Annotated in this window: 8 protein-coding genes; 7 read left to right on the top strand and 1 reads right to left on the bottom strand. The window is 69.1% G+C overall.

The window, feature by feature from the left end; genetic code table 11:
• Positions 1–41 precede the first annotated feature (41 nt).
• Positions 42–266 (bottom strand): hypothetical protein, encoded by a 225-nt coding sequence (locus tag AB0A69_RS13535; protein ID WP_361419694.1) that lies wholly within the window; start codon positions 264–266, stop codon positions 42–44.
• Positions 267–527: 261 nt separating this feature from the next.
• Here AB0A69_RS13535 and AB0A69_RS13530 point away from each other — a divergent pair, with 261 nt between their 5' ends.
• The 7 genes from AB0A69_RS13530 to AB0A69_RS13500 all read left to right on the top strand — a co-directional run bounded on the left by AB0A69_RS13530 (position 528) and on the right by AB0A69_RS13500 (position 11,892).
• Positions 528–2,846: an ABC transporter family substrate-binding protein gene (locus AB0A69_RS13530; protein WP_361419691.1), complete on the top strand. Its 2,319-nt coding sequence runs from the start codon at positions 528–530 to the stop codon at positions 2,844–2,846.
• Between the two features lie 301 nt (positions 2,847–3,147).
• On the top strand, positions 3,148–5,055 hold the full coding sequence (gene typA / locus AB0A69_RS13525) for a translational GTPase TypA (RefSeq protein ID WP_356643115.1): 1,908 nt from the start codon (positions 3,148–3,150) through the stop codon (positions 5,053–5,055).
• 574 nt (positions 5,056–5,629) lie between these two features.
• Positions 5,630–6,661 carry an ABC transporter permease gene (locus tag AB0A69_RS13520; protein WP_361419688.1) on the top strand — a complete coding sequence of 344 codons (1,032 nt, stop codon included), beginning with the start codon at positions 5,630–5,632 and terminating at the stop codon, positions 6,659–6,661.
• A 95-nt stretch (positions 6,662–6,756) separates the two neighbouring features.
• Positions 6,757–8,565 carry an ABC transporter substrate-binding protein gene (locus AB0A69_RS13515; protein ID WP_361419685.1) on the top strand — a complete coding sequence of 603 codons (1,809 nt, stop codon included), beginning with the start codon at positions 6,757–6,759 and terminating at the stop codon, positions 8,563–8,565.
• A gap of 115 nt (positions 8,566–8,680) precedes the next feature.
• Positions 8,681–9,658, top strand: coding sequence for an ABC transporter permease (locus tag AB0A69_RS13510; RefSeq protein ID WP_361419682.1), 978 nt, complete (start codon positions 8,681–8,683; stop codon positions 9,656–9,658).
• Between the two features lie 10 nt (positions 9,659–9,668).
• Positions 9,669–10,730: an ABC transporter ATP-binding protein gene (locus tag AB0A69_RS13505; protein WP_361419679.1), complete on the top strand. Its 1,062-nt coding sequence runs from the start codon at positions 9,669–9,671 to the stop codon at positions 10,728–10,730.
• Positions 10,731–10,755: 25 nt separating this feature from the next.
• Positions 10,756–11,892: a dipeptide ABC transporter ATP-binding protein gene (locus AB0A69_RS13500; protein ID WP_361419676.1), complete on the top strand. Its 1,137-nt coding sequence runs from the start codon at positions 10,756–10,758 to the stop codon at positions 11,890–11,892.
• Positions 11,893–12,050: the final 158 nt, after the last annotated feature.

The following is a 12,050-nucleotide window of genomic DNA, read 5'->3' as shown; positions in this document are numbered from 1 at the left end:
CTGTGGGTGGGTGTGGGCGAGCGTGCCGACCCCCGGTCCCGTCAGGGGGCGCGCCGGCCCCGGGCGCCCAGACCCTCGTCGTCCGTGTCGATCCAGAGGGACGAGTCGTACGGGTCGTCCGAGATGGTCACCAGGCCCTCCGGCCGGCCGACGGCCGCCGGCGTCCCCTCGCGCTGCTGCGTGAGGGTCTGCTCCAGCCGGATGATCGAACGGGCGAGCTCTTCGAGATTCCGCTTGACCTCGGTCAAATCGTCCTGAAGTGCCATGGGTTACCCTCACTTCGCTCTCGCGGGGGTGGCAAAGGGGTGGCAAACACGCGCCTGCGAGTGTTGCGCGTCACATCACCCATTGGGAAGCCGCGTGCACGGATTCCACTCTTCTGGAGGCACCGTTGGGCCGCGCGGGTGGCATTTCGCGAGCCGTGCCGCCGTGTCGCCGCCGCGGACCCGCCCGTGTGGTTTTCAGTGTAGGGGCAATAGGTCTGATCATCTCTAAATTCCACAAAACAGGACGAAGAGGTATAAGACATGTCCCACCTCGGCGCTCCTCTCCGGTCCGTCGCCCTCCTCACGGGGGGCGTCATCGCCGCCTCCGTCCTCACCCTGACCGGATGCGCCTCCGGCGACGAGGAGAGCACCGCGCGGCCCGTCCCCCAGGACATCGCCCCCGCCGCGCGCGACCGGATCGCCGACGGCGGGACGCTGCGCTGGGCCGTCGACACCGTGCCGGCCACGCTCAACGCCTTCCAGGCCGACGCCGACGCCACCACCGCCCGCATCGCCGGGGCCGTGCTGCCCGCCCTCTTCACCCTCGACGACCGCGGCCGCCCGCAGCGCAACCCCGACTACCTCGAATCGGCCGAGATCATCGAGACCGAGCCCAGGCAGGTCGTCCTCTACAAGATCCACCAGCAGGCGGTGTGGAGCGACGGCCGTGAGATCGGGGCCCCCGACTTCGCCGCCCAGTGGCGCGCGCTCAGCGGCAAGGACTCCGCGTACTGGACCGCCCGCAACGCCGGGTACGAACGCATCGAGAAGATCGAGCGCGGCGCGAGCGACCTGGAGGTGCGGGTCACCTTCAACAAGCCGTACGCCGACTGGCGCGCCCTGTTCACGCCGCTCTACCCCAAGGACGTCACGGGCAAGCCGGACACCTTCAACGACGGCGCCCGGACGCGGCTCGCCACCTCCGCCGGACCCTTCCGCCTGAAGGCCGTCGACACCGATGCCGGCACGGTCACCCTCGTACGCAACCCGCGCTGGTGGGGAAAGCCCGCCAAGCTCGACACGCTCGTGCTGCGCGCCGTCCCGCGCACCGGGCGCGCCGCCGCGCTCGCCGCCGGGACGGTGGACCTGGCCGAGATCGACCGCGCGACGGCCGACCGGATCGCGCTCGCGGCGAAGGAGCGCAAGGAGGGCAAGGACGGCGCCGGCGCCGCGGGCCCGCCGGCCGCCGCGGGCCCCGCCTCCGCCGCCGTCTCGCCGTCCGCCGCGCTGAAGTCCTGGGCGCTGGCGTACGGCTCCGACGAGGTCACGGCCGCGCGCGTCCAGGCCGTGCGCCTCAAGGAACGGCAGGCGGCCGCGGCACAGGCCGCCGAGCGCGAGGCGCTGCGCGGCTTCACCGTCCGCAAGTCGCTGGAGCCCGCCTACACCCAGCTCGCGCTGAACGGCGAGTCCGGGCCCCTCGCGGACGAGCGGGTACGCCGGGCCGTGGCCCGGGCGCTGGACCGGCGGAAGCTCGCCGAGGCCGTGCTGAAGCCGCTGGGGCTGCCCGCGCACCCGGTCGGCAGCCACCTCGCGCTGGCGGGCCAGTGGGCGTACGCGGACAGCAGCGGCGCCCTGGGCGAGCAGGACACCGAGGAGGCCCAGGCCCTGCTGGCGGACGCGGGCTGGACCCCGGGCGGCGCGGCCCGCAGGCCCGCCGCGCCGAAGGACGGTACGAAGGCGGGCGCCGAGGCCTCCCCGGGCACGCCGCGCGCCGCGTCCCTGCCGGGAGCCCGCACGGCCGCGCACACCCAGGGCGCCCCGGACCGGCCCTCGAACGACGGCCTCTACATCGTGGGCGACGACAAGTCGCCCCGCGGCGACGACGGCACCCACATCCTGGCCCCCGCCCCCGTCGAGGCGGTCCGGGGCGCGTTGCTGCGGCAGGCGGCCGCCGTCGGCGGGACCGACGACGCCGAGAACCCCGGCAAGGCGGACACCTCCGACCAGGCCGACAAGGCGAAGGGCGGCGTCCCCGGCGCGTACGCCCCGCGCGGCACCGCCGCGCCCGGGCCCGCCTCGCCGTCCGCGAAGGCGGCGGGCGGGCCGCTCGGCAAGGACGGCAAGGAGCTGAGCCTGCGGTTCGTCCTGCCGTCCGGGCCCGGCTCGGAGGCGCTGCGGACCGTCGGCGCCAAGATCACCGGGATGCTGGACCGGATCGGGATCCGCACCCGGATCGTCAAGGTCTCCGACGAGAGCTACTTCAAGGACCACATCGCCGCCGGCGACTACGACCTCGCCCTCTACTCCTGGCCCGCCACCGCCTACCCGGCGACCGACGGGCGGCCGATCTTCGCCAAGCCGCAGCCGGCCACGGACGGGTCCCTGCTCGTGGAGCAGAACTACACCCGGGTCGGTACGGACCACATCGACCAGCTCTTCGACCAGGCGGCCGCCGAGCTCGACGAGAAGGCGGCGCGGGAGCTGGTGAAGCAGGCCGACGCCCGGCTCTGGGCCGCCGCCGGCTCCATCCCGCTCTACCAGCGGCCCCAGCTGGTCGCGGCCCGGCCGCACGTGGTCAACGCCGGGGCCTTCGGCTTCGCGACGCCCCGCTACGAGGACATCGGCTTCCGGCGGAAGTGACGACGCCGCGTACACCGACTGTGTAAAGAGCAGGTCAAGCTCAGAATCCGCTCAAGTCGCTTGCCCACCGGACACCCCGGTGGGCAAGCTCACGTCCGGCCCCCGCAGGCCCTCCTCACCAGCACCCCCAGTACCGCACACCAGCTCCAGCAGACAGACGTCCGCGCTTCCCGAATGGGCCGGGAAGCCGCTTCCGCGCATGCCCCGTACCATGGAACACAGCCGTGGCGCGACCGCCCGGCGGGCGTACGAGGACCAAGAGACGCCGCACCCACGATTTTGAGAGAAGCGCCAGCCACTTATGCCCACGCGCCACGACATCCGTAACGTCGCCATCGTCGCCCACGTCGACCACGGCAAGACGACCATCGTCGACGCCATGCTCAAGCAGGCCGGTGCCTTCGCCGCGCACCAGCTCGACTCGGTCGACGACCGCATGATGGACTCGAATGACCTGGAGCGTGAGAAGGGCATCACGATCCTCGCCAAGAACACGGCGGTGAAGTACCACCCCAAGGACGGCGGGGCGCCCATCACCATCAACATCATCGACACCCCCGGCCACGCCGACTTCGGCGGCGAGGTCGAGCGCGGTCTGTCGATGGTGGACGGCGTCGTGCTGCTGGTGGACGCCTCCGAGGGCCCGCTGCCGCAGACCCGCTTCGTGCTCCGCAAGGCCCTCCAGCGCCGGATGCCGGTCATCCTCTGCATCAACAAGACGGACCGCCCGGACTCCCGCATCGACGAGGTCGTCAACGAGACGTACGACCTGTTCCTGGACCTGGACGCGGACGAGGAGCAGATCGAGTTCCCGATCGTCTACGCCTGCGGCCGCGACGGCATCGCCTCGCTGACCAAGCCGGAGGACGGCACGGTCCCGGCCGACTCCACCAACCTGGAGCCGTTCTTCTCCACCATCCTGGAGCACATCCCGGCCCCGGTGTACGACGAGGAGGCCCCCCTCCAGGCCCACGTCACCAACCTCGACGCCGACAACTTCCTCGGCCGCATCGCGCTGCTCCGCGTCGAGCAGGGCGAGCTGCGCAAGGGCCAGACGGTCGCGTGGATCAAGCGCGACGGCTCGATCTCGAACGTCCGCATCACCGAGCTGATGATGACCGAGGCGCTCACCCGCAAGCCGGCCGAGGTGGCGGGCCCCGGTGACATCTGCGCCGTCGCCGGCATTCCCGACATCATGATCGGCGAGACGCTGGCCGACCCGGAGAACCCGATCGCGCTGCCGCTGATCACGGTCGACGAGCCGGCGATCTCGATGGTCATCGGTACGAACACCTCGCCGCTCGTCGGCCGTGGTGCCACCGGCAAGGGCGCCGACAACAAGGCCGCCGTCAAGGACCGCAAGGTCACCGCCCGCCAGGTGAAGGACCGCCTGGACCGCGAGCTCATCGGTAACGTCTCGCTGCGCGTCCTGGACACCGAGCGCCCCGACGCCTGGGAGGTGCAGGGCCGCGGCGAGCTGGCGCTGGCCATCCTGGTCGAGCAGATGCGCCGTGAGGGCTTCGAGCTGACCATCGGCAAGCCGCAGGTGGTCACCAAGGAGATCGACGGCAAGGTCCACGAGCCCGTCGAGCGCATGACCATCGACGTGCCCGAGGAGCACATGGGCGCCGTCACGCAGCTCATGGGTGTCCGCAAGGGCCGCATGGACAACATGTCCAACCACGGCTCCGGCTGGGTGCGCATGGAGTTCGTCGTGCCGTCCCGCGGCCTCATCGGCTTCCGTACCGAGTTCCTGACCCAGACGCGCGGCACGGGCATCGCCCACTCCATCCACGAGGGCCACGAGCCGTGGTTCGGCACCCTGCAGACCCGTAACAACGGTTCGCTGGTCGCCGACCGCTCCGGCGCGGTCACCGCCTTCGCGATGACCAACCTCCAGGAGCGCGGCGTCCTCTTCGTGGAGCCGGGCACCGAGGTGTACGAGGGCATGATCGTCGGCGAGAACTCCCGCTCCGACGACATGGACGTCAACATCACCAAGGAGAAGAAGCTCACCAACATGCGGTCGTCCTCGGCCGATTCCTTCGAGGCGATCGTCCCGCCGCGCAAGCTCTCGCTGGAGCAGTCGCTGGAGTTCTGCCGCGACGACGAGTGCGTCGAGGTGACCCCGGAGGCCGTGCGCATCCGCAAGGTCAACCTGGACCAGCGCGAGCGCGCCCGCGCCGCCTCGCGCGCCAAGCACGGCTGACCGTGCCGCGGTACGGCTGAGCCGTACGTCCTTGTACCGAACGGCCGTTGGGGTTCCGACCCCGGCGGCCGTTCGGCGTTCCCGGGCCGGGAAGATGGGCCGGAGGGCGGGAACGGGCCGGAGAGAAGCCCTCCGGACGAGTCCTAGAGCTGCGGACGGCCCGCGTCAATGCCTTTTCCCTGCCGAAGCGTCCGCATATCGACCGTCGCTCTCCGGAACGTGGTCTAACGGTCCGTTTCGCGGGTGTCTGTCTGGACTCACTTTGTCCGGATTTCGGGCTTCGGGGTCTTGGCGATGTTGTCAAAACGAGACCCTTTAAGTGTGGTTTACGGCCCGGCTGTACTTAATAGTTGGCTCCATTGAGCTCGGGTCAATGGGTCACGCACTGTGGGGAGTGCGCCGACTCACGAGCACACCGGGGTACTTGGGGATCTCGCCGTCAGGGGTGTCGGCGGGATGCCGCGTATCCCTGTTGCGGTAACAAGTGAACTCATGAGGAGGACCCCATGCGTGGTGCCATAAGCACCGATCGGGTCGTGTCTGCGGTAGTGATCCCCACGGGGGCGGAACGACCGTGACAAGTCCAGCGCAGACCGAGGGCGTTGAAGCGTCCGCCGTCTTGGAAGTGGTTGCCCCGTCGAAGGACGAGGCGTCGTCGGCCAAGAATCCCGCCGGGCTCTCTCCCGGGCAGCTGATGTGGCGTCGATTCAAGCGTGACCGCACCGGAGTCGTCTCCGCTGTGATCATCTTCTTCTTCTTCGCCATCGCTCTCCTCGCCCCGCTGATCGCGAAGGTGTACGGCAAGAACCCGTACACCCTCTACGGGCAGGAGAACATCGGGCTCCTCGACGAGTTCTCCATCCCGACCGGTACCTTCGGCGGAATGTCCGGCGAGTACTGGTTCGGTATCGAGCCCATCCTGGGCCGTGATGTGTTCACGCAGCTGCTCTACGGCATGCGTACGTCCATCTACACGGCTCTGGCCGCGACGATCGTCATGGTCCTCGTCGGCGTGGTGATGGGTCTGGTAGGCGGGTACTACGGCGGGAAGGTCGACTTCTGGCTTGGACGGGTCACCGACTTCCTGCTCGGTTTCCCCAGCCAGCTGTTCTTCATCGCGTCGATGCCCGTCGTCGTGGCGGCGTTCGTCAGCCCCGAAGAGGAGACGCCCACGGCGCTGCGCGCAGTCGCCATCATCGTGGTCCTCTCCTTCCTGGGCTGGATGGGCCTGTCCCGGCTGATCAGGGCCGCGACCCTCTCCCTGCGCGAGCGGGAGTTCGTCGAGGCCGCGAAGATCGCGGGCGCTTCTCCCTGGCGGATCATCCGCAAGGAGCTGCTGCCCAACCTGGTCACACCGATTCTCGTGCAGGCGACGCTCATGCTTCCCTCCACGATCCTGTCGGTGGCCTTCCTCTCCTTCGTAGGCGTCGGCTTCGTAGAGCCCACGCCGGACTGGGGGCGGATGTTCGCCATCGGCGCGGAAATCTACGAGCAGGACCCCGCGTACATGTTCTTCCCCGGGGTCGCCATGGTCGTCTTCGTCGTGGCCTTCAATCTGCTCGGTGACTCGGTACGCGACGCGTTCGACCCGAAGTCCGGTCGCTGACGTCATACCAGCGGGATAGCTGTCACCTCGCCGCGCCCCGCGGCGTACCCCGACAGCACAGTTGGATCACTACTGACAGATAGGTACTCATCACCATGAGCATCTTTGGCACGCGCGCGGCACGTGCTGCCGTGGTCGTCCTGGCGGCCGGCTCGCTGGCGCTGACGGGTTGCAGCAGCAACAACGGCGGCGGCAAGGGCGGTTCCGAGCCCAAGGGACACAGCAAGGAGGACGCGGCCAAGCAGGCCGCGGCCGTCTCCTTCGGTGACGCCAAGGCGTCGACCGGCCCGGCGGCGGAGGTCCCGGGCGCCAAGCCCGGCGGCACGATCAACGTCTACCAGACGGACGACTTCTCCCACCTGGACCCGGCGCAGACCTACGTGAGCGACGGCCGTGCCCTCGGCCGCCTCCTCCACCGCGGTCTGACGCAGTATCAGGAGGACGACAACGGCAAGCTCACCGTCGTCGGTGACATCGCCACCGACTCCGGCAAGACCACCGATGGCGGCAAGACCTGGACCTACACGCTCAAGAGCGGTGTGAAGGACCAGAACGGCACCGAGATCACCTCGGCCGACGTCCGCCACACCATCGAGCGCCTGTACGCGCCGTTCGTCACCGACGGCCCGGTCTACCTGCAGAACTGGCTGTCCGGTGAGGGCACCACGTACCGCAAGGCCCTGCCCGACGGCCCGTACAAGGGCAAGCACCTGCCGGACACGGTCCTCGCGACGCCGGACCCGAAGACGGTCGTCTTCAAGTTCAAGGAGCCGCAGGCGGACCTCCCGCAGGCGCTGGCCATGGTCGGCTACTCCATCGTGCCGCAGAAGGCCGACACCAAGGAGAAGTACGACACCGCCCCCAGCTCCCTCGGCCCCTACAAGATCGCCGAGTTCAAGCCGGGCAAGTCGATGAAGCTCGTCAAGAACCCGCACTGGGACCCGAAGACCGACTCGGTCCGTCACCAGTACGTCGACGGCTTCAACATCACGTTCAACATGGACGACGAGTCCCAGACGAAGGCGATCCTGGCCGACCGCGGTGAGGCCCAGAACGCCATCCAGCTGACCGGCACGGTCGCCACGACCCAGGTCCGCAACGTCATCTCCAACCCCGAGGCGAAGAAGCGCACGATCGCGGGCTACCAGCCCTACGTCTGGCAGCTGAACTTCAACCTCGACCGGATGAAGGACAAGAAGGTCCGCGACGCCATCGCGCTGGCGATGCCGAACGCGAACGTCTTCCAGCCTGACGGCGGCGCGTACGGCGGCGAGATCGCCACCGGCCTGATCGCCCCCACCGTTCCGGGCTTCGAGAAGGACTACGACCCGTTCGGCAAGCTGAAGAAGCCGCTCGGTGACATCGAGAAGGCCAAGAAGCTGATCAAGGAGGCGGGCGCCGAGGGCAAGAAGGTCGTCTACGCCTACGCCAACACGCCGAAGCGTCAGCAGCAGGCCGTGGTCATCGAGAACGCGCTCACCAAGATCGGTCTCGACGTCCAGAAGAAGGAGATCGACGGCGCCACCTGGTACGAGCAGGTCGGCAAGGTCAACAACGGTCTCGACCTCTACATGACCGGCTGGGGCCAGGACTGGCCGTCCATGTCCACGGTCATCCCGCCGCTGTTCGACGGTACGCAGCTGCAGGACGGTTCGTCGGTGTACTCCCACATCAACGACCCGAAGGTGAACGCCGAGATCGCCCGCATCAAGAAGATCACGGACCCGGCCGAGGCCCAGAAGGCGTGGACCGCGCTGCACCACGACATCGTGGAGCGCATCAACCCCGCGGCTCCGCTGTACTTCACCAAGTCGCTGCAGATTCAGGGCTCCAACGTGGGCGGTGCGCGCTACTCGCACGAGATGAGCGTCATCGACATCACGCGCCTGTACCTGAAGAAGTAACGACAGCTCAGGCAGGCCGGCTTTCGGGGGTGTGCGCCCGGCGGAGCGCGCACCCCCGGAACGCCGGTCCCCGCACGACCCCTCACAGCCGCCGTCCTGAGAGCAGCGACCAGCCATGCTTCGATTCCTTCTGCGCCGGACGCTCGGCGCAGTCCTGATCCTCTTCTTGATCAGCGCCTTCACGTTCTTCATGTTCTTCGCCATCCCGCAGGACCCCGCTCTGCTGGCATGCGGCAAGAACTGCACGCCGGACGCGCTGGCAGTCATCCACAAGAACCTGGGCCTGGACCAGCCGGTGCCGGTGCAGTTCTGGAACTACGTGGTCGGCGTGTTCGCCGGACGTGACTTCTCGGTCGGCCACTGTGCGGCCCCGTGTTTCGGTGTCTCCTTCAACAACCAGCAGATGGTGTGGGACACCCTCATCGACCGGCTCCCGCTGACCGTCTCGCTCTCGCTCGGCGGCCTCGTGGTCTTCCTGTTCGTCGGCCTCGCCGCCGGCATGATCGCCGCCTGGCGCAGGGGCACCGCGGTCGACAAGATCTTCAGCGGCGGCTCGCTCGTGCTGTCCTCGCTGCAGATCTACTTCCTCGGCCCGGTCGTCCTCGGCATCTTCGTCTACAGCACCGGCTGGCTCGACCGGCCGAAGTACGTGCCGTTCAGCGAGAACCCGGCCGGCTGGTTCATGGGCATGCTGATCCCCTGGCTCGTGATGTCGGTGATCTTCACGGCCAACTACACGCGTATGGCCCGCTCCACGATGATCGAGCAGCTCCAGGAGGAGCACGTCCGCGCCGCCCGCGCCAAGGGCATGTCGGGCCGCTACGTCTTCTTCCGCTACGCGTGGCGCGGCTCGCTCATCCCGATCGTCACCATCCTCGGCATGGACCTGGGCGCGCTGTTCGGCGGCGCCATGGTCACGGAGATCACCTTCGACCTGGCGGGCATCGGCCGACTGGCCAGCCAGTCCGTCCTCAACAAGGACCTGCCGCTGACCATGGGCGTGATGGTCTTCAGCGCCGCCCTCATCCTTCTGTTCAACATCATCGTGGACGCCTTGTACGCCGTCATCGACCCGCGCGTGCGTCTGTCCTAGGAGAACGACCGTGACCACACTCACCAAGACCGAGGACGCCCCGGCCCCGACCGAGTCGGACGCGTTCCTGTCGGTGCGCGACCTGCGTGTCCAGTTCTCCACCGAGGACGGCATCGTCAAGGCCGTGGACGGGCTCTCCTTCGACCTCCAGCGCGGCAAGACCCTGGGCATCGTCGGCGAGTCGGGCTCCGGCAAGTCGGTGACCAACCTGTCCATCCTGGGCCTGCACAACCCGCGCTCCACCACGATCACCGGCTCCATCGAGCTGGACGGCGAAGAGATCACCGACGCCCCGACCAAGCGGCTGGAAACGCTGCGCGGCAACAAGATGGCGATGATCTTCCAGGACGCGCTGACCGCCCTGTCGCCGTACTACACGATCGGCCGCCAGATCTCGGAGCCGTTCCGCAAGCACACCGGGGCCAGCAAGAAGGAGGCCCGCGACCGGGCCATCGAGATGCTCGGCAAGGTCGGCATCCCGTCGCCCGAGACGCGCGTCGACGACTACCCGCATCAGTTCTCCGGCGGTATGCGCCAGCGCGCCATGATCGCCATGTCGCTGGTCTGCAACCCCGCGCTGCTCATCGCCGACGAGCCCACCACGGCGCTCGACGTGACCGTGCAGGCGCAGATCCTCGACCTGCTCAAGGACCTCCAGCAGGAGTTCGGCTCCGCGATCATCCTGATCACCCACGACCTCGGCGTCGTCGCCAACATGGCCGACGACCTGCTGGTGATGTACGCCGGCCGGGCCGTGGAGCGCGGTTCCGTGCGCGAGGTGCTCAAGGCGCCCCAGCACCCGTACACCTGGGGTCTGCTCAGCTCCATGCCCCGCCTGTCCGGAGACGTCAACGAGCCGCTGCGCCCGATCCCCGGCTCTCCGCCGAGCCTGTTGAACCCGCCGCCCGGCTGCCCGTTCAACCCGCGGTGCGAGTTCCGGGACCTGGTCGAGGGCGACCGCTGCGTGACCGAACGCCCGCTGCTGCCCGCGGGACGGGGCTCGGCGTGCCACATCGCGCCCGAGCGGAAGCAGCAGGTTTTCATCGAGACGATTCAGCCCCGGCTGGGCTGACGACCGGCGACTGGGGCTAAAGACCATGAGCGAGAACAACACCACCAAGGCCGCCGGCGAAGCGGTGCCGCAGCAGCGCGACCGGTCCTCGGCCGAGCCGCTGCTGGTGACCGAAGGACTGACCAAGCACTTTCCGATCATGGGGGGCTTCCCCATCAAGCGGAAGGTGGGCGCGGTCCAGGCCGTCGACGGCGTGGACCTGACCGTCTACCCCGGCGAGAGCCTGGGCCTGGTGGGCGAGTCGGGCTGCGGCAAGTCGACCACCGGCAGGCTCCTGACGCGCCTGCTGGAGCCGACCGGCGGCACCATCACCTACCGCGGCCAGGACATCACGCACGCCAAGCGCAAGCAGCTGGCGCCGATCCGGTCCGAGATCCAGATGATCTTCCAGGACCCGTACGCGTCGCTGAACCCGCGGCAGACCGTCGGCACGATCATCTCCGGGCCGATGGAGATCAACGGCATCAACCCGCCCGGCGGCCGTGAGAAGCGCGTCCGGGAGCTGCTGGAGATCGTCGGGCTCAACCCCGAGCACTACAACCGCTTCCCGCACGAGTTCTCCGGCGGCCAGCGGCAGCGCATCGGCGTGGCCCGGGCGCTCGCCCTGGAGCCGAAGCTGATCGTCGCGGACGAGCCGGTCTCCGCGCTGGACGTCTCCATCCAGGCGCAGGTCGTCAACCTGCTCCAGGACCTGCAGCGGGACATGGGCATCGCGTTCGTGTTCATCGCGCACGACCTCGCCGTCGTACGCCACTTCTCCGAGCGCGTGGCCGTGATGTACCTGGGCAAGGTGGTGGAGGTCGCCGACCGCGACTCGCTCTACAACCGCCCGCGCCACCCGTACACGCACGCGCTGCTGTCGGCGGTGCCGGAGGCGGACCTCGACACCGAGCGCCGGGAGCGCATCCGCCTCTACGGCGACGTGCCCTCCCCGATCATGCCGCCGTCCGGCTGCCGCTTCCGTACGCGGTGCTGGAAGGCGCAGGACATCTGCGCGAGCGAGGAGCCGCCGCTCGTCCAGGTGGAGGGCAACCGCGACGGTCACCTGACGGCGTGCCACTTCCCGGAGGAGCCGACGACCGAGGCGCGCGGCGAGGACATCGTCCTCGACCCGGCGCTGGCCGCCCTGGAGGCGGAGGCGACGCCGAAGAAGACGGTGTAGCGCCACGGCGCAGCGCCGCACCCCGGCGCCGTACGCACACGAAGGGCCCCGTCCCGCCGCATCCGCGGCGGGACGGGGCCCGTCGCCGTGGGCTCGGCCTGGCGCGCGACGTGGGGCGTGGCGGCGGGCGGGTGGCGGGAGGCGTCGACGGCCAGGGG

Origin of the sequence: Streptomyces sp. NPDC045431 (assembly GCF_040646655.1) — a bacterium.
Taxonomy (GTDB): domain Bacteria; phylum Actinomycetota; class Actinomycetes; order Streptomycetales; family Streptomycetaceae; genus Streptomyces.
This window is presented reverse-complemented; position numbering and strand designations above follow the sequence as displayed.

Excerpts from the sequence above, each read along its gene's own strand:
- AB0A69_RS13500 (WP_361419676.1), top strand. The coding sequence starts at position 10,756 with ATGAGCGAGAACAACACCACCAAGGCCGCCGGCGAAGCGGTGCCGCAG.
- AB0A69_RS13510 (WP_361419682.1), top strand. The coding sequence starts at position 8,681 with ATGCTTCGATTCCTTCTGCGCCGGACGCTCGGCGCAGTCCTGATCCTC.
- AB0A69_RS13535 (WP_361419694.1), bottom strand. The coding sequence starts at position 266 with ATGGCACTTCAGGACGATTTGACCGAGGTCAAGCGGAATCTCGAAGAG.
- AB0A69_RS13515 (WP_361419685.1), top strand. The coding sequence starts at position 6,757 with ATGAGCATCTTTGGCACGCGCGCGGCACGTGCTGCCGTGGTCGTCCTG.
- typA (WP_356643115.1), top strand. The coding sequence starts at position 3,148 with ATGCCCACGCGCCACGACATCCGTAACGTCGCCATCGTCGCCCACGTC.
- AB0A69_RS13530 (WP_361419691.1), top strand. The coding sequence starts at position 528 with ATGTCCCACCTCGGCGCTCCTCTCCGGTCCGTCGCCCTCCTCACGGGG.